A 22,435-nucleotide genomic window follows, 5' to 3' on the forward strand; every position below is an offset into this window, starting at 1 on the left:
CTAAAAAGGAGAGTGTTGATGTATGGCAAATGTAATGGTGAATGGAACAAGCAAAGCGACGAAAGAAAGCATTAAAAAAATTGTGGCTGATAAAAATGTAAAGTTTATTCGTCTGCAATTTACTGATATTTTAGGAACAATCAAAAACGTTGAAATTCCGGTAAGTCAGTTAGATAAAGCTCTGGATAACAAAATGATGTTTGACGGTTCTTCAATTGAAGGTTTCGTACGTATTGAAGAATCTGACATGTATTTGCGTCCGGATTTAGATACTTTCATGATTTTCCCATGGACTGCAGAAAAAGGGAAAGTTGCCCGATTAATTTGTGATATCGCACGTCCGGACGGCTCTCCTTTTGAAGGGGATCCACGATCAAACTTAAAAAGAATGTTAAAAGAAATGGAAGACCTAGGTTTTACAAGCTTTAACTTAGGACCTGAACCGGAATTCTTCTTATTTAAATTAGATGAAAAAGGCAATCCAACATTAGAATTAAATGATGATGGTGGCTACTTCGACTTGGCACCGACAGATTTAGGGGAAAACTGCCGCCGCGATATCGTATTGGAACTTGAGGAGATGGGCTTTGAAATTGAAGCGTCACACCATGAAGTAGCTCCGGGTCAACACGAAATTGACTTCAAATATGCCAACGCGGTGGAAGCGTGCGATAACATTCAAACGTTCAAATTAGTAGTAAAAACAATTGCACGTAAACATGGCTTACATGCGACATTTATGCCTAAACCTTTATTCGGTGTGAACGGTTCAGGAATGCACTTCAACTTATCATTATTCCAAGGAAGCAAAAATGCGTTTTGGGATGAAGGGGAAGACTTACAGTTATCAAAAACAGCGAAACATTTCTTAGCCGGTGTATTAAAGCACGTTCAAGGATTTACAGCGGTGACGAATCCGACTGTCAACTCATATAAACGTTTAGTACCAGGCTATGAAGCACCTTGTTATGTGGCATGGTCACCTAAAAACCGTTCACCATTAGTACGTATTCCGGAATCTCGCGGTCTATCAACTCGTATTGAATTACGCTCAGTTGACCCATCTGCAAACCCGTACTTAGCAATGGCTGTTATTTTGGCAGCAGGATTGGATGGCGTGAAAAATGAAATCGAGCCACCAGCACCGGTAGACCGTAACATTTACGTGATGAATGCTGAAGAACGTGCAGCTTATGGTATTGCAAGTTTACCAGGTTCATTGGATGCAGCATTAGCTACTTTAGCGAAAGATGAAGTAATCATTGATGCGTTAGGTGAACATATTTATGCAAACTTCAAAGAAGCAAAAGAAGTGGAGTTTGATATGTTCCGCACATCTGTACACCAGTGGGAACGCGACCAATATATGAAGATGTACTAAGAGGAAAGCGTTGGGGCTGTAGGCTCCAACGCTTTTATGTTTATAGTTGCCCACAAGCTGATTTTTGATTGCCCACATTTTGCCCACAAACTTTTTTATTGCCCCAATTTTCCCATGTATTCATCGAAATTATGAAGGGTATTTTCTGCATGTTTATTCGATATATGCGCATAAGTATTAATTGTGGTAGTAGCAGATTCATGACCTAATCTGTCAGCAATCGATTTCATATCCCATCCAGCTTCAATAAGCATTGCCACATGTGTATGACGGGTAGAGTGAATCGGAATTGGCTCAAGTTCTAAATGTTCCTGAGAAGATTTAAAAGCATTCCACAGAGTGGATTTTGAAATGGGGTTTCCATCATCACGAGCGAATACAAGATTTAATTCATGATTGTAAAGGCTACCGACAAGCATCTTCTGTTCGGTACGATACTTTACAAATGTTTTGAGCTTTTGCATATATTTTGGACGCATTTTGATGATGCGGGTAGAGGAATAAGTTTTCGGATCACCGAGGAGATCGTCACCTTCTTCGGGTTGGAAATCTAAGGTTTGATCTACACGCAAAGTATTTTCGCGCCAATCAATATCGTCTAAACGTAGTGCTGCACATTCACCTTTACGCATTCCAGTTTCAAAAAGTGTCTCAAAAAATAAACCTAATGTATAATCACGACGATAAAGGTATTCTAAAATTTGAGGGACGAGACTAGGCTCTATGAATTTTAGTTTTTTCACGGGCAGTTTTTTTATAACAACATTCTCACATGGATTTTTAGCGATATATCCATTTAACACAGCACGTTTCATACATTGGTAAATTGCGTTATGAACACGACGAGCTGTAGAATGTGCTAATCCACCTTCAATGATGTTATCTATAAATTTTTGATATGCCATTGGACGAATTTCCTGTAGGTGCATATCTCCAAAAGCAGGGCCAGCATGATCACGTATTGCATTACGATATGTTTTGTAAGTGTTGGGCTTCAATTTGTCTTTTACATAGTTCTCAAGCCACATCTCTCCAAATATTTTAAAGAGCATACTACCACCATGATATTCGTTGTTTTTTAATTCGACTTCTCTTTGCATAGCTGCTTTTCTAGCTTCAGGTTTTGAATGAAAGCCACCCCCGGTATACTCTGTCCATTCATCATTAAATCCTTTTACACGAATACGATAGGTCCAATATTTGCCACGTTTTCGAAATGAGGCCATAAAATCATCTCCTTTACAAATTAACCTTATATGTAATTCACTCTTTAGAGAATCGTTTCGGATAATCCAATTTGGCATACAATTTATGTTGAGTTAAGTAATGCTGCAGTCGTTTCAATGCAAATTCATATTCCACATTGAATAGTTTTTGTACTTCATAGACCGTCATAATATCAAAATCATAAATAGGTAAACGATCAAGCATGAAAGTAGGGATAGCTGCATGCGACATAAAAATGTTTGCTTTAGCTTCCTGGTACTCCCGAAAACTCGGAGGAATCTTACTTTGATTGCCAACATGGAATAGAACATGGGCAAGCTCATGGCAAAACTCTTGCCATTGTTGCTGAGGGGACAGGCTTTCCTTTAATAATATAAATCCTTTATTGTCTGTAAAAAGCGCTTGGCTAGCATCTGGCCAGTAAAACACATAAATGCCTAGTTTTAAGTATTCTTGAGGATAAAAATGAGGACGAACTTCGAATGTTATTAAATGTATCAAATGAGATTTTTAAAACGTATAAAAGAATTAGAAACTTACGTGAATTTCATAAGCTTTAAAATATGTCTAATAATCCTTCTAAATTCTATGAAATAAGCTCACTTGAGTGTTGAAATATATATTTTTTTGTTGATACCTCATTCATATTATGACTTTATAAATAGGGTTTTTACTATGATTTAGACTCTACCCAATTTTGTAATATTATGAAGGATGTATCAAATTGGAAGACTGAACGAAGTACGATAATTGTTGAATTAAAATAGAGTTAGGATAAGGTTTTAATTTAATTCAATTAAATAAACCAACTGCTTTACTAATGAAAATTAATTAACCAGTTGGTTTTATATTTTTTATAACTCAAATTACAAGGTTTTTATCATATATTACGGGATGCAAATATTCAATTAAAGCGCCTAGGTTGTGGAATAAGTATCAGCTTAAGTTAGCTAGTTTAATGAAATTCTGAACCTTTTACCAATCTGGTCCATCATCAGAATCACTCACTTTAAGAGTAAAAGCTTTGGGATTTAGATTGTTTTCTTTAACTAATTCATAGAAGATTGATTTTATATCTCCTTGCTCTATTTCTGTAGCTTCTTTGTTGAATAAGATAATTTTCATCTGAATATCTTCTTTCGAATAAGCAGCAATTAAAAGACGGTATATATAACCTTTTTCCGATAATTCATTATGCACATGATTCACGATTCCATTATCTCCATATAGGAAATTCTCCATTTCCTCAGAACTTACTGTAGGTGGAACTTCAGATGCTGTTCCTTTGGACGAAGAGTTTTTGATAAATAAGAAGGTTCCTACAATTAAAATTACTACGGCTCCGACTAAAGCAATTCTATCCTTTTTCAGTTTATACACTTCCTTTTTTAATCTAAGGATAGGATATGACTGAATAAAAGGAAATAAACTTACTTGATCTTTACAAATGAAAATAGACGCACTCCTTTTTAAAGAAAAGCGCCCGATTGTTGCACAACTCGAATATAATCTACGCCTCCTATTAATTACAATTGTACTTTGACTAAAGTACCCTTCACTAGAGAAGAATATTTATAAATTTAGCACTTGAAAAGGGATAAACTGTAAAACAAATGAATTTTTATGGTAACATTTATAGGTAAGGGGGTTCTAAATGAATAACTTAAGTAGTGAGAAATTGATTCAAGAAGAAATTAGAGCTGTAAAAAAACAGACACTTAAAGTATTGGGTTTTGGTTTCTTAGTTATATTATTTTTTTTAATTTATTGGATCTATTTTGAAGAGAGCTTATTAGTTGAAAGTAAGTCCCCTGATGATGATAAAGAAGTAATTATTAATAAAGTCGGTAATTGGATAACAGACTCCGGTACAATTAAAATTTACTTTAAGGAAAATGGAAGGACTAGAAATACTAAAAAAATTGAGCTTGATATTTTTAGAGAAGTTTATTGAAGAATCTGGCCCTTTTCATGAAGAAAGACGCTCGCCTTATTCAAGGAAAGCGCCCAGATTGTTGAATAAGGGATCGTCATATTCGTGTGGTTTCCTACCTTAAATACAAAGAAGTTCCCAAATACGATTTTTTGGGGACTAAATTGGATTATAATTAAAAGTAAAATTTTCTCATATATCAAGGGGCATAAGAGATGAAATTTATTGAGTTTGGCATAGGGAACACTTGGCTTATACGTACTGAAACGGAATTAGAAGATGGTACAGAATATGAAGAAAAAGGTATCAAAGGACCAATACATTTGCAATCAATCTATATTAGAATTTGGATAAAGAAAAACGTTTTAATAGTTGACTTAAAAGAAGGTATAAAATTGAAAAAGAAAGATCGTAATAAATTTAAATTTATTTTTGGGATAACTAGTAGTACATAATTCTATTCAGATACAATTAATGTTACCAAACGTCGTTTTCGTAGCTTTTATTAAAGTGTATTCGTAATTTATGGTCGAATAAAAATGGAAAGTGAGGGAATTTTTTAATGATTACAGAATTAAATAGCTTAGAATTTTTCAAGTGTAAAGAACTGTTATATGAGCATGGTCAATTAGAAGCAAATGCAATAATTGAAGGAATTAATCCAGGTAGAGTATTTGTAGATGATGTTGATTCGCCAACATCTGGCCTTATTTGGCTAGGTAATAATGATGGTTTTATCTTTATTGGAGATGAAAAAAACGAAGCATTCACGAATTAAATGCTTTTATTGACCAATTCATTATACCCGAGGCACTAAAGTTAGGATTACATTGGTTTGAAGTTGTTGGTAATCATCCAAAATGGAATAAAGCAATTGAAAAATTGTTGAGTAATCGTGAATTAGGTAGCTGGAATCAACGTGTATATACGCTGCAAAAAGCTGATTATACATATAACAAGGAACTCACAATTGGAAAAGAGTATAGAGCTGAGAAAATAACAAAACAGCTTTATGAAAATAAAGACAATGCAATAAAAAATATCGAATTTTTACATTCAAAAATTTTAGAGTTCTGGTCTTCTTCTGAAAAATTCTTTGATCATGGAATTGGTTACTGTATCAATTATAAAAATGAAATTGTAAGTATTTGTGTTTCGTACTTTGTCGTTAGAGATGTGCATTGTGTAAGTATTGAAACCTTAGAACTTCATCAAGGAAAGAAGCTAGGTCAAAAAATAGCAAAGTCTTATGTAGAAGAATGCTTACATTATAATCTCATTCCGTATTGGGACTGTATGGAATCAAACAAGCCCTCTATTGCTGTAGCTGAAAATTTAGGATTTACAATGACATTTAACTACATAGGATATGAATTTTCTTTTAAGTAAATTTAAATTTTCTAAATAGAAAAACGTTCCCAATTTTGGGCCTAAGTAAAATCGGTAAACATTGTTGTAGAGCGTTTACCGATTTTTTATTGGAACATTATTTATAAGAGATTTTATGCAAGTCAATAAATGTAACTAAAGTAGCTTTTATACTTGGTGGGCATGATCTTTAATTTGCATAAAAACTTGTATGGTAAATCACTTATCGTTATAAATCTGCATCATTTCAGCACTCTCCAGAAAAAATGTTGCTCCACAATATGGCCATTTAACGGAAAAACGCATTCTTCTTATTGAAGAATCGCGCCCAGATTGTGGAATAAGGGGACGTCAAATTCATGTGGTATACTACCTTACATAAAAAGAAGCACCAAATACGATTTTGATTACGGGACTAGACTGTAATTATGTTACCAAATGCTACCAATAAATGAAAAGGTGGAATTATTTATGGATGAAAAACGGAAGGAAGAACTGAGGATTAGAGAAAATAAATTAATGATGAGACAAGCGGGCTTTATAGTATTAATGATAATAGTTTTTATACCATACTTTAAATTCTGTGCATACTTGTCAAATTTCTTTCTTTTCAATTATTTTATGTTCAATCTTACAATGTTACTAGGTATTCCATTATCATACTTTGTTGCAAAATATATAGTTCGACTAATAGAAAAATAATATGAATAAAGTCAACCTTTTTATAAAACCAAACTAAAATTTGCTGTATAAAAACCCATTTAATTAATCTTTTTTCAAAATGGATTTTTATTCATTTCGAAACACTAATACATCTCAATACAAAATAACATTCCCAAATTAAAGTTTGAAGGCACATAAAAAAGGCGCGAAAAGTTGTTAAATCAACGTTTCGCGCCCTTTTGTCATTAGGTTATGCAGCATTTTATACAGATGATGCAAACCCTAGATGGAACGGTGTTTATACTTGCTATTGAATTAATCAGCACCTTTTGTTATTCAACAATTTGGCCCGTTTGTGGAATAAGCGATTGCTTTTCGTACTTACTTTCCTTTCTTTTTCATGGCTTTTCTCAAAAATAATCCGAGACAAAAGGTGACCAAACGATGTTTGATGTGCGTTAGAGAATATTACAGCAGCGTTTTACTTAAATAAGAATTGTTATATCTAAACTGGACAAAATAAACCTAAATAAAATTTAGGGTGATGAAGTTGAAAGAAGTTTTCCCTCTTTTCTTATATTTATTAGGTTTCTTAATTTTGGAAATAAATGATGATGGACATGTTTCGGGGAATACAAATGATACTCCTCCACCTTTTGAGGAAATACTTCTTGAAATAGGGTACAAATCGGTAGATGTTGCAGTAGTCGATTTTGAACAACATTTTAATCAAGAACTTAAATTGCCACTTAGAGTACCACCAATTAGCTTTACGCATTACCTTGGCAGGTTTAATGATTTAGAAGGCGAAGTAAATGATACTCTTGAAGTTAAATTTATAAGTGAACATTTTCCTAATAATCACTTTAAGATTGATGTACGACCTCTTCAATACAAAATCCCATTTGAAAAGTATAAATCTAAAGTCTTTAAACTAAAAAATGGAAATGATGCAATCTATATTGAAAATCAAAGATTTCCAGTTAATTTTTTAGTCTTTGAAACAGTTCATTGGCAATATGCATTTGGTATTGATAGAAATGTCTCTGATGTAGTAACTCCTGAAATACTCGTTCAGATAGCGGATTCAATTGATTTCTAAAAAACCTTAGTTTATAAAGCCTACAAAATAAACCTTATAAATGTTCCCAAATGCAAGTTTGGAGTTAAAAGAAAAATCGATAAACGTTGTTATAGCAGCGTTTATCGATTTTTTTATTAGTTATTTTCAGAGAAGTATGGATTTGAAATAAAGTTGTACTGTTTATAAAATAGTCGTACCGTTTTGAAAAAAGTTTAACCATTTATAAAAAAGATGAACCGGAATTACCTATCTCTGTAAATAAGGGATTTCGGTTTTTCTTTTAGATAAAGAATTTGTTAAGTGATAATAAAGTTTATTCCATTATAGGGCCATATTGTGAAGCAATGTTTATCTTGGGGGAGTGTTAGAGAAGATCCAAATTTATACCGATAAAAGAATGGCTATACAAGTTTATATGCAAATTAAAGATCATGACCAGCCAGTATATAAGCTGCTTTATAAGTTTCATTGACTTGAATAAAAGCTCATTTAAACAATGTTCCAATATATTTTTAAAAGTACTTTTACTTTAAATACATATATTCTATGTATAAAGTATTGAAATAAGTGGAACTTAGATATATCTTGACAAGATATCTTTCGGCTATCTGGTGTACCAAAATGACAAAGATGTAGCATTGCTACAGGATATCTTTAACCATAGTGCACCATATATCACGCTTAAATATATTGGGGTAAACCAAGACGCTATTCAAGAAGCATATGAAGCGCTTAATAATTTGAGGATATAGTTTAGATGGGTTTTAAATATGTCAATTAAAATAAGGATCGATAATTTAAAATATAGTTTGATTAATATCTTCCCTCAAGGACTATCTTGAGGAAAGATATTTTTAATTGGGGAATTCTGTTATTATTATGATTGTAAAAAATGTCCTAGTGATGAGTGTTATTACTATCGGCGACTTAATTAACCTATATTTAGGTTAATTAAAAACAATGATAATTTTAGTGGGAGTGATAATTTGAAATTATTTTTAGCAAGTTTAGTTATTGTTGTATTAATAGGAATTTTACTAAATACAATTATAAAATTTACTCAGTATAAGCGGTACTCATTTTCAACAATCGTGGGCGAATCAAATAATACTAAATCATTATTCGATAGAAGCTTAGATGAAAATCTGGAGAATTTCATTTACTTAGACACATATATTAAGTGGAAATACTGGGTATACATAATGTCGTTTACCTTTATATCTTTACCTTTGGATTATAGTTATAATTTCCCTATTCAAATTGTAGTAGGGATTATATGTATTTTGGCAGTCGGAGATTATATACATAACGCAAATAGATTTGAAATTTACAATAATTTTATAACAAAGGTTATGTTTTATATCATGAACTTAATGATTTTATTTATTTATATCTTACAATTTAATTTAGCATTTCTAGAGAGTGAATATAGCTTAAAGTTATTATTAGTAATAACAACTATATCAATTTTTTATTCATTTTTGTTTATTAAGAATGTTATAGATGTAATGTCATCTTATTTTTTCCAATTTATTAATTGTATTGTTATATTGTTATTTTTTAATTTCGTTGTAATAGGATTTAATTATGGCTTATTTTATTTGGAAAATAACCATATTTTTGGATATTATGAATCTAACGAGGCCCAAAAAATATATGAAAACTTTTCTGGCAGTAATGACCCAATAAAATGGGAGTATATTTCAATTGTTATATATCAAGGAATAGAACCTTTTTTTAATTTTCCTCAAAGAATACAAGGGGAAGATGGAATGTTAATCTTTATTCCCTTAATAGAACACTTTATAGGAAATGTATTCAATTTATTAATAATTGGTTTTTTTGTCTCTTATTCTGTAACAAATTTATTTGAACGGAGAAAAAAACAGTTAACCAAATAAAGAACTTTCTACATATTCTTCTCATTTAGAAATAGTTACGATTGTACCTCTATTTGAATAAGAATAAAACCCCAATTTAATACGATAATATGTAAAGCCCCTTGTTTGTGATAGGGGGCTTTTATTTTGTTGTTTTTAGGAAGTGAGGAACATTTCAAAACGCTTTCATACTTTAGTGTGCGAATAACATTTACTCAATGTGAACTTGTAAAGCTCAAAAGTAAAATGTACCTTAAAGAATTGGTATATCTGAATTTACAGAGTGCAGTAGAGGTTAACAGAATATAAGATATGTTAATGTGAGTATGATGATAGAATAAAAATAAAAGGTGGTGAAAGTATGAAAAAAAGAATGTTAGAAAATAAAATTTTTGAGAAAAGTGACAAAGCTCTTTTAAAGTTTTTAGAAAAGAATTTTAGTGCGCAAAAGGTATCGGATATAGAATTGAAAAAGAAGTTAATTACATATGAAAGTTTAGATGAGTATTATAAAAAAGTAATAAATGCTAGATTGAACGCAATGGATGAGAGACATGATTTGACAACGATTTTTGTGGGATTGGTCGCTATAACAATAGGATTCTTAAGTGCATATGGTATTTTTATTAAATTGATAATGTTGCACGAATTATATGCAACAATAACAATACTGCTTTCATATGTAATAGCACTTTTCATTTTTGCTATTAACTTAGGAATGGCGAAAGGAAATAGAGCGAAGGTTAAGTACCTCCAAAGTTTGTTCAAAAAAGATTGAAGTAATAACATAAACATGGCAGATTTTTGGCAGGAAGTTGGCAGGGTTTTTCAAAATGAATGTGCTATTATGTTAGTATGCAAAATTCATCAAACAACATAACGACAGGCGATGTGGCTCAGGCTGCGTCGTTTTTTTATTGTAATTATTATTCTAAAAAAATAAAAGTGGGTCCTTCTGGCGATATTTGAAAAGTCTGCGGGTCTCGCGAACCCCAGAAACGATCTAGATATATGCCGGAAAATAACGTTCCTTCCACCCGGCTAGCAAAAATAAAGTTATATTTGAGAAATGAGGTGTGCAAATGTCGAGTACTGGAAAAACAAAATTAGATGATAGAACCATAGTAAACACAAAAGCACTCGCCAAAATGTTCAATATGACGGAGCGAAATGTTCGCTATTTAGTTGAAGAAGGAATTATCGCTCGTGTAAATCATGGACGTTACGATCTAATCGATACTGTAAGCAGATACATCACATTTTTAAAAATGTCCAACGATGGATTAGATGAGTCGAAGGTTCAGGAATCTCTTGAATACGAAAAATGGCTGCATGAAAAAGCTAAGCGTGAAAAAGCAGAAATTGAGTTATCACATTTAAAGAAAGAAATGCACAAAGCAGATGAGGTAGAGAAAGTTCTAAATCATATGCTTACCTCGTTTCGTTCTAAGATGCTTTCGCTCCCTTCAAAAACTGCTTTGCTTTTAGCTAGTAAAGATGATCCAAAAGAAATTGAAGCACTTCTTGAACGCGATATATATGAAGCATTAGCTGAACTAGCTGATTACGAGCCTTCCTTATTCTTTGAAGAGGATGACGTTGAAGATTTAGATATGGATATGGTAGGTGAGGACGATGGTACAGAAACAGACGTTGAACCTGTTTCGTAAAGTTGCTGGGGTTGTTGCTCCTCCACCAAAATTAACCGTTTCACAATGGGCAGATTCTCATCGTGTACTTTCAAAAGATTCATCAGCAGAGCCAGGGAAATGGAATACAGATCGTGCACCATATAAACGAGAAATTATGGACTCAATCAGTGACCCTGATACAGATGAAATTGTTGTTATGTCTTCTGCTCAGGTTGGTAAATCAGAGCTTATAAATAACATCATTGGTTACTACATTGATTATGATCCTTCTCCAATGCTTTTAATGCAGCCAACGTTGGAAATGGCTGAAGCATATTCGAAAGACCGAATTGCACCAATGATACGTGATACACCGACATTAACTAAAAAGGTAAATAGTCCGAAAACAAAGGATGGCAATAATACGTTGCTACAAAAGAAATTTGCCGGCGGTCATTTAACATTAGTTGGTGCCAATTCTCCAGCGAGTTTAGCATCACGTCCAGTAAGGATTGTATTAGCGGATGAAGTTGACAGGTTCCCATCCTCTGCAGGTACCAAAGGAGACCCATTATCTCTAGCACAGAAGCGAACGAAGACCTTTTGGAACTACAAATGGATTAGGGTTTCTACACCTACAATTAAGGGGGCATCTCGTATTGAAATGGAGTATGAGGAGAGTACGAAAGAGCAGTGGAGCGTCTCATGTCCAAGTTGTGGTAAATTACAGCCTTATAGTTGGCCACAAATACGGTTTGATGCAGTTGCTATGGAATGTGTTCATTGTAAAGAACAGCATGCAGAAGTCGAGTGGAAATCACGTCCAGGACAATGGATTGCTAGAAATCCCGAAGCAACGAAGCGCGGCTTTCATTTAAACGCTTTAGCCTCACCTTGGGAAAAGTGGTCAAGAATCATCGAGGAATTTAAGTCTGCTAAGCGTAAAGGTACAGAGAATTTAAAAACCTGGGTGAATACTACTTTAGGTGAATCGTGGGAGGACAAAACAAATGACCAAGACCATGAGAAATTAATTTCTCGCCGTATTCACTATAACTGTGACATTCCAAAAGAAGCATTAGTATTAACAGCTGGTGTCGATGTTCAAGATGACAGCTTAGAGGTTGAAGTTGTTGGATGGGCAATTAATGATGTTTCTTAGGGTATTAACTATAAAATTTTCTATGGTACTGCCCCCATACAAGACATATAAGGAAGACCATTGTTATAGCAAAGGTCTTCTTTTCAAATTGATGTAAACTTCTCTAAGATAATCGTTCGCTATTTTTAAAAATAATTAAAAAAGAGTAGCAATTGTTGCTACTCTTTCAATACAAAATACTTATTTAAATTATTTAACTCAATCACTGTAATATGTTATATACTCTTGATCATGGCCTACAGTAATATGAGGTATATTATTTTCCTCAAAGTAACTATAAAAACTATCTAACTCAATGTCCTCTTCAAAGGTAACATTTCTAGAAGCAATAACAAAAGGAATAACATTTGCTCTCTCATAAAATTCAAATACAAATTGCAACTCATCATCATTAATATATCCTAATATGCCCTCACTCTTTGGAAAAGAATACTTATCATCAACAATGTTCTTAATTTCAACGAAATTCGAATAAATCTCCAAAAGAAACTCTTTGTAATATTCCGGGATTATTGTATATATTACTTTCTTTTTTGGCAAAAGTTGTTCAATAATTTTTTGGAAAGCTTCTTTCGAACAATTCTCTTCTACTTCAGTATTATAATGCTTCATAGGTTTCACTCCTACTTAATTGTTTCCCATTTCGGATCAGTTGGATAGATTAGATTACATGATGTTCTTTAATATTTGGAGTTATATGATAATGCAAGACATCATCTACTGTGCGTTTACTACCTTCTTTAAACGGTAGTGACCCCTTAAAGTTAGAGTTTTTATTATGCAACTAATTGGCTGGCATGTTTTCGGTAATTTACCGGACTCATGCCGGCCAGTTTTTGTTTAATACGAACATTATTATAATAATGGATATACTCATTTATTTTCTTTTGTAATGCTTCATAAGAGATGATTTGTTCTCCATAATACATTTCCTGTTTTAGTAAGCTAAAGAAGTTCTCCATGGCCGCATTGTCGGCGCATGTTGCTTTACGAGACATGCTTTGAAAAATCCTGTTCTGTCTTAATGTTCTCACCCATGTATTATGTTGATAGTGCCATCCATGATCGGAATGAATTGTTGTCCTATATACTGCACGCTTTTGAATAATTGGAAGTGCTTGTCTAAGTGAATCTAACACAAAATCTAGGCTCGGCCGTTTTGACATACTAAACCCAATAATCTCTCCATTATATAAATCCATGATCGGACTTAAATATAATTTTCCATCATCTGTACATTTAAATTCAGTTACATCAGTCACCAATTTTTGAAGGGCATATGACGTTCTGAATCTACGATTCAAAAGGTTTTTAGCGACTTCCCCAACTGTTCCTTTATATGATTTATAGCGTGATTTACGTACGAATTTCACACATTTTAACCCTAGGTTTTTCATAATTCGTTGTACCTTTTTATGATTAATTGTATGTCCTTGCACTCTTAATTCCGCATGAATTCGGCGGTAGCCATATCGACCTTCATGTTTTTCGAAAGTCTCTAAAATCAAGACTTTCCACTCTAAATCTGGATCTTCTTGCCTCATCAGTTTGATATGATAATGATACGTTGCTTCAGGAATATCCACTTGTTTTAAAATATCTTTTAATCGAAATCCTTCTTGTTTAAGTTCGAATGCGATGGCTGCTTGTGCTTTTCGAGGAAGGCATCTGGATTCTCTGGAAAAGCCTTCAACTTTTTTAAATACGCCACCTCTAAACGAAGCAGTTCATTTTCGCGTTCTAGCTGCTCCTCACGTGACATTGTTTTTTCTTGGTTATTCGCTGTTGACTTTTGTTTTTTAGACATAGACGGGCGCCCCTTTAATTTTCTTTGCAGGCCCTCTATCCCTTCTTTTAAAAACCGATGATACCAACTGGCAACTAAAGTTGGATCATTCAAGTTAAAGTGAATTGCAGTATCTTGATGGGAAGCACCTGTTCGTTTCATAAAGTTTAATACATCTAATTTAAATTGAACAGAATAAAACTGCATCGTTTTCTTAACTAATAAGCCGTTATATCCAAACTCTTTATAAGCACGTACCCATTTCCTTAACGGTGTAGCACCGACTTCATATTTCTTCGCGATCGCTCGATACCCTAGTGAGCCACTTAAATATTCTTGAACCACCATCAATTTAAATTCTTCATTAAATTTAGTCATAAAAAATCACCCCAAAGGTTAGTTTTTCACTCTAACTTTTGGGGTGCAGAACCTTTGGGAACATAATTACAGTCTAGTCCCGTAATCAGAATCGTATTTGGTGCTTCTTTTTATGTAAGGTAGTATACCACATGAATATGAAGACCCCTTATTCTCCACAATCGGGCGCTTTTCTTGAATAAGAAAAGAATTTCTATATATATTTAAGAAAATTTATGTAATGATAAATCCAATATCAGTAACAAATATGGGGTATTTATCATATTAATTATTGGAGACTGAGTATTGACATTAATTTGGTAATATATTATATTACATTTTAATTTCAATTTTAAAAAGCAATGAAGAGGATATGAATCGTTCTAGTGAAGGTCAAAAGAGAGGGAAATCACCGGCTGAAAGTTTCCTGATTGGATAATTCGTTTTACTCCCTTGGAGCTGTGCTAGGAAACTAGTAACGTGTACAGGCGTTATCTGTATCAATGAGCTACTGTAAGTATTTCAGACAGTAGGAATTTGGGTGGAACCACGGGTATGCAAGCATATATTCGTCCCTTTGCGGATGAATATATGCTTTTTTATTTACCAAATTATGAAAAGGAGAGGTAGTATGTCAAATCAAGAAGTAACAATTCAATTTCCAAATGGCGAGCAAAAACGCTTTGCCAAAGGTGTTACGCTAACCGAAATTGCCAAGTCAATTAGTCCGAGCTTAGCGAAAAAATCAATTGTGGGAAGTGTAAATACTACGACAACCGATTTGACACGACCAATTCACGTGGACGCTGAAATTTCGCTGTATGATGCTTCATCAAAGGAAGGCTTAGGGGTACTTCGTCACTCAACAGCACATTTGTTAGCCCAAGCTGTGAAACGTTTATATCCAGATGCAAAATACGGCATTGGACCTGTTATTGAAAGTGGTTTTTATTATGATATCGAAATGAGTCATACACTCGTGCCGGAGGATTTACAAGTAATTGAGCGTGAGATGAAAAAAATTGTGAGTGAAAATCATTCAGTAATTCGTAGAGAAATATCGAGAGAAGAAGCAATGGTTATTTTTGCACGTGATCATCTAAAGTTGGAACTGCTTGAAGCGATTCCCGAAGATGAAGTGATCACAATTTATGAGCAAGGAGAGTTTGTTGATTTATGTAGAGGGCCACACGTGCCATCGACAAATAGTTTGCAGCACTTTAAGTTGATGAATATTGCAGGTGCGTATTGGCGTGGCGATAACAATAATCAAATGTTGCAACGCATTTATGGGGTAGCCTTTGCAACGAAAGAGGATATGGAGGATTATTTCGTATTCCTTGAAGAAGCTGATAATCGTAATCACCGTAAGCTTGGAAAAGAATTAGAATTATTTATGTTTTCAGAAGAGGCACCAGGGATGCCGTTTTATTTAGCGAATGGTCAAATTATTCGCAATGAACTAGAGAGTTTTTTACGCAATTTGCAAGCAACTTACGATTACAAAGAAGTACGTACACCATTAATGATGAATCAACGTCTTTGGGAACAATCAGGACACTGGCAGCACTACAAAGAAAATATGTACTTCACACAAGTGGATGAGCAAAAGTTCGCTTTAAAACCGATGAACTGTCCTGGACATATGCTGATTTATAATAATGATTTACATTCATATCGAGATTTACCGATTCGTATGGCAGAGTTTGGTCAAGTGCATCGACATGAATTTAGTGGTGCATTAAATGGGCTACTGCGCGTACGAACATTCTGTCAGGATGATGCACATATTTTCGTCACACCGAAACAAATAGAAGACGAAATTGCACTCGCATTACAGATTATTGATCACGTATATAAAGTATTCGGTTTTGAATATGAAGTGGAGTTATCCACACGTCCTGAAGATTATATGGGAGAACTTGACTTATGGAATCAAGCTGAAAAAGCACTTGAAAATGTTTTAAACCGACTCGGCATTCCATATAAAATTAATGAGGGAGACGGTGCATTTTACGGACCGAAGATCGATATTCATATTCGAGATGCCATCAAACGTAGCCATCAATGTGCAACGGTACAGTTAGATTTTCAACTACCAGAGAAGTTTGATTTAACATATGTGAATGAAGACAATGAGAAAGTGCGTCCAGTTGTCATTCATCGAGCTGTATTCGGTTCTATAGATCGCTTCTTAGGCATTTTAATCGAACATTTTGGCGGTGCATTCCCATTATGGATAGCACCACAACAAGTAAAGGTGATTGGTGTGTCTGACACTCATACTGCATATGTAGAAAAAGTTACAGCACATTTGCGTCAAGCAAATATTCGAGTAGCTATTGATAAACGTAACGAAAAGCTAGGTCGAAAAATTCGAGATGCTCAAATGCAAAAAATACCGTATATCCTTGTATTAGGTGATCAAGAACAACAAAATGAAACTGTCACTGTAAGAGCGTATAAACAGGATGGATTGAATACAATATCTATTGATGTTTTTATTGAACAGATTCAAAAAGAACTACGCGATAAAAAATTACCTCTGTAAATTTTAATGTTTTAGAATAGTCCTTACTCACATAGAAATAAAAAGGCACAAACGTATTCGTTTCGTTTAGTGCCTTAACTTTAAATTCGATTATAACGTTAATTATAGGAGTTATAATTGAAAAACAATCTTCAACAAAACCAGCTAATAGTTGTCAATAATTTATATTAAAAATAATAAAAATATCATGTTATACTAAATTTGCGCATACCAAATAACCGTCCAAATATCTCATTTGGAAAGTACAGGTGTGTTTGGTTAAATTGTTATATCAAGCTAAGTCTTGGAAAGAAGTTTTACTTTTTAAAAGTGCATAAATCCAATGTAAGAGTTTGTTTGCACAAGCTATTACAGCTACTTTAAACGGTTTTCCTTCTTCACGTTTTTTATCATAGAACGCCCGTAATTTCTTATTCCGGGGCAGGATTTCATCCGTTGTTTTCTGTTTTCGACAGTCACGAATCGCACATTTAACAGCCATATACAAAGCTTGCCGGAGTCTGCTGGATCCTCTTTTGGTTATTCGGTTATAAGTACCTTTGAATGTGCCAGATTCAAAGACACTTGGATCAAGACCGGCAAATGCGACTAGTTTTTTAGGATGATTATACCTTTCAATTTCCCGAATTTCAGATACAATCGTGGCAGCGATTTTTTCTCCGATACCGGGAATTGTTCGTATAATCTTCGATTCTTCAATACTTTTTGCTAAAGCATCTATCTCATTTTCACGTAGGGATAGATGTTTTTTGTATTCAAAGAGCATATTAATATACATATCTAAGCTTAGGGAAAGACTAGAATATAAAGCCTTCTGAAAAGGGTTTTGAGCTGCTGCAGTCATTAGCTTGTCGGCTTGTCGATTTGCCCAGTGTAGAGAACGAGAATTACAGAATTCTTTTATTTTAGTTGTTAATACTTCATTAGTGGCTTTCCATATGTCTTCTGAAGTAGGAAATGCCTGTAGTATTTTTAAAGATACATCCGAATATAAGTCTCCAAAAACATTACTATATTCAGGGAAAACTTGATCTAAAACTGTCTGGAATTGTAGTTTAGTTTGTACAAACATGCCTGTAATATTATCGTGCTGTCTCGTAAGATGACGTAAGTTCGCAAGTTGGATACCACGCTTTTTATAAGGCTCTAAATCCTCCTTATAATAAAGCTCGCAGAGATGATTGTATCAATGATATCTGTTTTTACCTTTCGTAAACTAGAACTCTTTGCTTTATAAGAAATGAGTGGGTTTACGATAATGATTAAATAGCCTAGATCATGTTTTACTTTGAAACTTTTCTTGTAGGGCCTCTTTCTTTCCAAGTATGCTTGAACCTGACTTTCACCTTTAGCTACATCCAGACCGATGACTGGATTCATTATAATTCCTCCTTCAAAATGATAATTGCCGGTTACCCCTAAATCCTCTTTGTAGTGTCATAGCTTCGCTTATTATACGAGATCAATGTCCCAACCAGCCTCAAACATGTTTTTACAAGTAGTGGGCGAACTGTTTTGCGGACGGGTTCTTAGCCCCACGGGCGCGAACGTTCTACCCCGGCTACCGTTATCATATATCGATATAAAAAATGGTCAACCAGAAATCTGGCTGACCTAATAATACGATAGGGCGCGATTCTTCAATAAAAAGATCGCGTTTTTCCATTATAGGGCCATATTATTGAATAAAACTAAACATAATATTTGGATATATATGTTAGAATATAGGGGGCTTGTTGTTCAAAAAGGAGAGGTTTGAGTTGAAGAAAATGATTTGGTTAATTGGCACAATTTTAGCTATAAGTATATCCGGATATGCTTTTGTACAGTATTTTATCTTAGGTGCAAATAAGTCAGGGTTTGTGATGTCAAAAATAAGATTCGGAGAAGTGTTAAATCATCTATGGTATATAATGGTGTACATCCATGCATTAACAAGTCTGATAGCGTTAGCAATTGGTCCCTTTCTCCTTTCCCGTAAAATAAGAAATAAAAATCGAGAAAGACATAAACAAATAGGAAAAGTTTATTACTTTTGTATATTATTTGGCGGTCTTACTGGTCTTTACTTAGCTTTTGAAGCAACAGGTGGAATTATGTCTACTTTAGGTTTTGGTATTTTATCTATTTTTTGGATCGTAACAGCAGGGGTTGCTCTCTTTAAAATTAGACAACGGCAAGTACAATCTCATCGTAAGTGGATGATTCGAAACTATTCGTTAACTTTTGCAGCGGTAACTTTGAGGATTTGGTTACTAATTTTCATTCTTATAGCCGGCATTGAAAACTATGAAACAAGTTATATAATTATATCGTGGTTATGTTGGGTACCAAACCTTCTCATAGCGGAGTTTTATGTAAACAAATCTGATAAAATTTTCAGTAAAAAAATCGATTTTCAAGAAGTAGGTAATAAACAATAATCTGACTAGATGGCCAAACTTGCTGTGGTTTAGTTCTATTTACAAATTTCCTTTCTTCCACAATCGGGCGCTTTTCGGTAGTGACCCCTTAAAGTTAGAGTTTTTATTATGCAGCTAATTGGCTGGCATGTTTTCGGTAATTTACTGGACTCATGCCGGCCAATTTTTGTTTTTACGCACATGATTATAATAATTGATATACTCTTTTATTTTCTTTTGTAATGTTTCGTAAGAGATTAATTGTTCTCCATAATACATTTCCTGTTTTAATAAGCTAAAGAAGTTCTCCATGGCCGCATTGTCTGCGCATGTTGCTTTACGAGACATGCTTTGAAAAATCCTGTTCTGCCTTAATGTTCTCACCCATGTATTATGTGATAATGCCATCCTTGATCTGAGTGAATAGTTGACCGATATTCAGCACGCTTTTGAATGATTGGAAGTACTTGTTTAAGTGATTCTAAAACAAAATCTAGGCTTGGTCGTTTTGACATACTAAACCCAATAATTTCACCATTATATAAGTCCATTATTGGACTTAGCACCTGTTCGTTTCATATAGCTTAATACATCTAATTTAAATTGAACAGAATAAAACCGCTTCGTTTTCTTAACAGATACTTGATAAGAAAAGTGCTTTATTCAATTATAGGGATTGTTTAGTAACGCTTTAACAAAAAAGGCGATTAGTTTTAATGGGCTTGACCTTGGAGTGTACTCCAATGATAGGATGTTCTTAGGAGGGATGTAGTGGTGTACATTAAAGAGTTTGCTTCAAAGTATAAGCTAACGACTGATACTATCCGTTATTATGAAAAAGAAGGTATGATTTTACCTAATCGACGAAATAATGGCTATCGATTTTATGATGAAACATGTGAAAGAAATATTAAATTTATAATTGTTCTCAAACAATTAAATTTTTCATTGCATGAAATTAAAATGTTATTACTGTTAGACAATAGAGTACCTTCTAATGAATGTAATGGAGAATCAGTAACATTATTTCAAAGTAAAATCTCTTATCTAGAAAGCAGAATTGAATATTTCAAGACAGCTGTTCAAGCATTACAAACAGTATCGGGTTTAATGGAAGAAAGGAAATATATCGAAAATAAAGAGAAAATGGAGCTTTTAGTAGAAGAAATGTATCAAAAATTGGAAGGAGGAATTAACGAATATGTCCCTTCGTAAATATATATATTTCGAGTACGCAATCGGATTTATTATCTGTCTTTTACTTTACATACAACTAGAGTATTCAATACTGCTATTTATTTTACTTCTATTAGTCCCTGATATAACAATGTTAGGTTATCTCATTAACACTAAAATAGGGTCTATTTTTTATAATCTCGGGCATAGTTTAATTTTCCCATTCATTCTTTTCATAGTAGCGTTTCTAACAAATTCCTCCAGCTTGCTGATGATTGTCATTATATGGCTTGCTCATATTTATATGGACCGATCAATAGGCTATGGACTAAAGTATAACGATGCTTTTAAAAACACACATCTACAGAAAATCGATTGATTACTTTGTAGAGCTGCATACGAATAACCCCGCACTGGGCATTTTTGCGGACAGCGTTTATATGAGCCACAGTGTCGTACTCAACCAAGGCGATTTAATTATACTTTATACAGATGGTGTCACAGAGTGTAAAAACGAAAATACTCCAGATGGTACAACTTTACTGCGGGAAGCGGTTATGAAGAGTGATTATTCTCAAGCTGCCGAACCCCTTGCTCAACAAGTATTTGAGGAAATGAATCAACTCAGACCATGGAAAGTGCATGATGACCAAACGATTATTATATTGAAGGCTTGATTGAAGTATTAACAGTTAAAGAACTGGAATAGGCTTGGCACCCTTATTGGCTGGCGTGTGTAGTAGATTATGAAGTGCATTTATTGCCAGCTAAACTATATAGCTACATGTTTTATAGCGACCAATATGTGAAAAAGTACTAAGAGGAAAGCGTTGGGGCTATATGCTCCAACGTTTTTTTCCGTTATACAATGTTTAAGATCGTATTTCATCCGAATGTTGTAGAGTTTTTTTCTCCTTTTCTCTCTAAAATGAGGTAAGGAGGGGATGTAAATGAAACAATGGACAGAAACATTGCATGTAGCACAATTTCGCATCGCACGGCCAACTGATCAAATAGAACAGATTGAACGTTTTTATTGTGAAGGTCTTGGACTTAAAAAACTTGGCGGCTTTAAAGGGCATCGTGGATACACTGGTATTATGATTGGCTTACCGGATGCATCATATCATCTGGAATTTACTGAACATATTGACGGAAGTCCATGTCCTGCACCAACGGAAGATAATTTGCTCGTATTTTATATGCCTGATGTCGAACAAATTCAAGCAGTAAAGTCTCGACTTGCTAGTATGGGATACCCCGAGGTTCCTCCTGAAAATCCATATTGGGATGAAAAAGGTGTGACGATTGCGGACCCGGATGGCTGGCGTATAGTATTGATGAACACAGAGGGTATTTAATATCTGATAAACAATATATATAGGTACAAAAGCTGCTCTATCATTACGAAGCGAGGACGTGATAACTAAAAATGCATTAAAAAGAAAGCGTTGGGGCTGTATGCTCCAACGCTTTTCATTAATAAAACATAAATATGGCAGGTCCATGTTACGAACCTGAACAACATTATTTATGTATTCTCTCTATTTTATGCAGCAGTATCCGAATACTTATTAAGTAATTCATCTAATTCTTGGCTGCAATATACTACTTCAGGGTGTGTGAATCCTAGATCATTTGCTTTTTTGTACATGTCTTTTCTTTTAGATTCAATTCTTATTCTCAATCTTAGCCTAAATATTTTTTTGAAAAATAAAAATCTCATTGCTAAATTTATATTCCTTTCTGAAGTATTACGATGTTTTATTATTTTCGTGTTAAATATAACAGCGCTAATTCATCGTAACTTATTAAAAAATAATAAAGTGTCGAA

At 33.8% G+C, this 22,435-nt stretch carries 22 protein-coding genes and 4 pseudogenes; 17 read left to right on the forward strand and 9 right to left on the reverse strand.

Going from position 1 to position 22,435, the window contains the following annotated elements; translation table 11 throughout:
- Window positions 1–34 precede the first annotated feature (34 nt).
- Window positions 35–1,381, forward strand: coding sequence for a type I glutamate--ammonia ligase (gene glnA / locus AC0VXV_RS06470; protein WP_339199636.1), 1,347 nt, complete (start codon window positions 35–37; stop codon window positions 1,379–1,381).
- A 95-nt stretch (window positions 1,382–1,476) separates the two neighbouring features.
- Here the strand turns inward: glnA and AC0VXV_RS06475 are convergent, their stop codons facing one another.
- The 3 genes from AC0VXV_RS06475 to AC0VXV_RS06485 form a co-directional block, all read right to left on the reverse strand.
- The gene (locus AC0VXV_RS06475; RefSeq protein ID WP_475530815.1) at window positions 1,477–2,607 is read right to left on the reverse strand and encodes a tyrosine-type recombinase/integrase; all 1,131 of its coding nucleotides are present in this window, start codon (window positions 2,605–2,607) and stop codon (window positions 1,477–1,479) included.
- Window positions 2,608–2,644: 37 nt separating this feature from the next.
- Window positions 2,645–3,037 (reverse strand): ImmA/IrrE family metallo-endopeptidase, encoded by a 393-nt coding sequence (locus tag AC0VXV_RS06480; protein ID WP_475530816.1) that lies wholly within the window; start codon window positions 3,035–3,037, stop codon window positions 2,645–2,647.
- A gap of 546 nt (window positions 3,038–3,583) precedes the next feature.
- Window positions 3,584–3,988: a hypothetical protein gene (locus AC0VXV_RS06485; RefSeq protein WP_475530817.1), complete on the reverse strand. Its 405-nt coding sequence runs from the start codon at window positions 3,986–3,988 to the stop codon at window positions 3,584–3,586.
- A 274-nt stretch (window positions 3,989–4,262) separates the two neighbouring features.
- Between AC0VXV_RS06485 and AC0VXV_RS06490 the strand changes: the two genes are divergently transcribed.
- The 10 genes and pseudogenes from AC0VXV_RS06490 (at window position 4,263) to AC0VXV_RS06535 (ending at window position 12,329) form a co-directional block, all read left to right on the forward strand.
- The gene (locus tag AC0VXV_RS06490; protein ID WP_475530818.1) at window positions 4,263–4,562 is read left to right on the forward strand and encodes a hypothetical protein; all 300 of its coding nucleotides are present in this window, start codon (window positions 4,263–4,265) and stop codon (window positions 4,560–4,562) included.
- Window positions 4,563–4,756: 194 nt separating this feature from the next.
- Window positions 4,757–4,996 (forward strand): DUF3977 family protein, encoded by a 240-nt coding sequence (locus tag AC0VXV_RS06495; RefSeq protein ID WP_475530819.1) that lies wholly within the window; start codon window positions 4,757–4,759, stop codon window positions 4,994–4,996.
- 107 nt (window positions 4,997–5,103) lie between these two features.
- Window positions 5,104–5,930, forward strand: a pseudogene (locus tag AC0VXV_RS06500) (GNAT family N-acetyltransferase).
- Window positions 5,931–6,380: 450 nt separating this feature from the next.
- Window positions 6,381–6,611: a hypothetical protein gene (locus AC0VXV_RS06505; protein ID WP_475530820.1), complete on the forward strand. Its 231-nt coding sequence runs from the start codon at window positions 6,381–6,383 to the stop codon at window positions 6,609–6,611.
- A gap of 505 nt (window positions 6,612–7,116) precedes the next feature.
- Window positions 7,117–7,674: a hypothetical protein gene (locus AC0VXV_RS06510; RefSeq protein ID WP_475530821.1), complete on the forward strand. Its 558-nt coding sequence runs from the start codon at window positions 7,117–7,119 to the stop codon at window positions 7,672–7,674.
- A gap of 578 nt (window positions 7,675–8,252) precedes the next feature.
- A pseudogene (locus AC0VXV_RS06515) lies at window positions 8,253–8,408 on the forward strand (site-specific integrase); the annotation flags it as partial.
- Between the two features lie 234 nt (window positions 8,409–8,642).
- Window positions 8,643–9,557 carry a hypothetical protein gene (locus tag AC0VXV_RS06520; protein WP_475530822.1) on the forward strand — a complete coding sequence of 305 codons (915 nt, stop codon included), beginning with the start codon at window positions 8,643–8,645 and terminating at the stop codon, window positions 9,555–9,557.
- Window positions 9,558–9,897: 340 nt separating this feature from the next.
- Window positions 9,898–10,314 (forward strand): hypothetical protein, encoded by a 417-nt coding sequence (locus tag AC0VXV_RS06525; protein WP_475530823.1) that lies wholly within the window; start codon window positions 9,898–9,900, stop codon window positions 10,312–10,314.
- A 304-nt stretch (window positions 10,315–10,618) separates the two neighbouring features.
- Window positions 10,619–11,206, forward strand: a complete 588-nt coding sequence (locus AC0VXV_RS06530; protein ID WP_475530824.1) for a hypothetical protein — start codon at window positions 10,619–10,621, stop codon at window positions 11,204–11,206.
- Window positions 11,172–12,329, forward strand: coding sequence for a phage terminase large subunit family protein (locus AC0VXV_RS06535; protein WP_475530825.1), 1,158 nt, complete (start codon window positions 11,172–11,174; stop codon window positions 12,327–12,329). Before AC0VXV_RS06530 ends, AC0VXV_RS06535 begins: the two co-directional genes overlap by 35 nt.
- A gap of 198 nt (window positions 12,330–12,527) precedes the next feature.
- On the opposite strand, the gene AC0VXV_RS06540 is transcribed toward AC0VXV_RS06535, so the two are convergent.
- From AC0VXV_RS06540 to AC0VXV_RS06550, 3 genes and pseudogenes are all read right to left on the reverse strand, one after another.
- Window positions 12,528–12,941, reverse strand: coding sequence for a hypothetical protein (locus AC0VXV_RS06540; RefSeq protein ID WP_475530826.1), 414 nt, complete (start codon window positions 12,939–12,941; stop codon window positions 12,528–12,530).
- 164 nt (window positions 12,942–13,105) lie between these two features.
- Window positions 13,106–13,972 (reverse strand): annotated as a pseudogene (locus AC0VXV_RS06545) (IS3 family transposase); the annotation flags it as partial.
- On the reverse strand, window positions 13,933–14,493 hold the full coding sequence (locus tag AC0VXV_RS06550; protein WP_475530827.1) for a transposase: 561 nt from the start codon (window positions 14,491–14,493) through the stop codon (window positions 13,933–13,935). The pseudogene AC0VXV_RS06545 and the gene AC0VXV_RS06550, both read right to left, overlap by 40 nt.
- Before the next feature lie 610 nt (window positions 14,494–15,103).
- On the opposite strand from AC0VXV_RS06550, the gene thrS reads away from it, so the two are divergent.
- The gene (gene thrS, locus AC0VXV_RS06555) at window positions 15,104–17,023 is read left to right on the forward strand and encodes a threonine--tRNA ligase (protein WP_475530828.1); all 1,920 of its coding nucleotides are present in this window, start codon (window positions 15,104–15,106) and stop codon (window positions 17,021–17,023) included.
- Between the two features lie 271 nt (window positions 17,024–17,294).
- Here the strand turns inward: thrS and AC0VXV_RS06560 are convergent.
- A pseudogene (locus tag AC0VXV_RS06560) lies at window positions 17,295–18,403 on the reverse strand (IS110 family RNA-guided transposase).
- 380 nt (window positions 18,404–18,783) lie between these two features.
- On the opposite strand from AC0VXV_RS06560, the gene AC0VXV_RS06565 reads away from it, so the two are divergent.
- Window positions 18,784–19,446, forward strand: a complete 663-nt coding sequence (locus tag AC0VXV_RS06565; RefSeq protein WP_475530829.1) for a DUF2306 domain-containing protein — start codon at window positions 18,784–18,786, stop codon at window positions 19,444–19,446.
- Between the two features lie 150 nt (window positions 19,447–19,596).
- On the opposite strand, the gene AC0VXV_RS06570 is transcribed toward AC0VXV_RS06565, so the two are convergent.
- Window positions 19,597–19,833 (reverse strand): IS3 family transposase, encoded by a 237-nt coding sequence (locus AC0VXV_RS06570; RefSeq protein WP_475530830.1) that lies wholly within the window; start codon window positions 19,831–19,833, stop codon window positions 19,597–19,599.
- Between the two features lie 366 nt (window positions 19,834–20,199).
- On the opposite strand from AC0VXV_RS06570, the gene AC0VXV_RS06575 reads away from it, so the two are divergent.
- From AC0VXV_RS06575 to AC0VXV_RS06590, 4 genes are all read left to right on the forward strand, one after another.
- The gene (locus AC0VXV_RS06575; RefSeq protein ID WP_475530831.1) at window positions 20,200–20,640 is read left to right on the forward strand and encodes a MerR family transcriptional regulator; all 441 of its coding nucleotides are present in this window, start codon (window positions 20,200–20,202) and stop codon (window positions 20,638–20,640) included.
- A complete protein-coding gene (locus tag AC0VXV_RS06580; protein ID WP_475530832.1) occupies window positions 20,627–20,980 on the forward strand; it encodes a DUF4260 domain-containing protein in 354 nt (117 codons plus the stop codon). Before AC0VXV_RS06575 ends, AC0VXV_RS06580 begins: the two co-directional genes overlap by 14 nt.
- Window positions 20,943–21,278, forward strand: a complete 336-nt coding sequence (locus tag AC0VXV_RS06585; protein WP_475530833.1) for a PP2C family protein-serine/threonine phosphatase — start codon at window positions 20,943–20,945, stop codon at window positions 21,276–21,278. The genes AC0VXV_RS06580 and AC0VXV_RS06585 overlap by 38 nt, the downstream gene beginning before the upstream one ends.
- A gap of 273 nt (window positions 21,279–21,551) precedes the next feature.
- Window positions 21,552–21,962, forward strand: coding sequence for a VOC family protein (locus AC0VXV_RS06590; RefSeq protein WP_475530834.1), 411 nt, complete (start codon window positions 21,552–21,554; stop codon window positions 21,960–21,962).
- 188 nt (window positions 21,963–22,150) lie between these two features.
- Here the strand turns inward: AC0VXV_RS06590 and AC0VXV_RS06595 are convergent, their stop codons facing one another.
- On the reverse strand, window positions 22,151–22,327 hold the full coding sequence (locus AC0VXV_RS06595; RefSeq protein WP_475530835.1) for a Spo0E family sporulation regulatory protein-aspartic acid phosphatase: 177 nt from the start codon (window positions 22,325–22,327) through the stop codon (window positions 22,151–22,153).
- Window positions 22,328–22,435 lie beyond the last annotated feature (108 nt).

The organism is Solibacillus sp. iso_87, assembly GCF_056173085.1.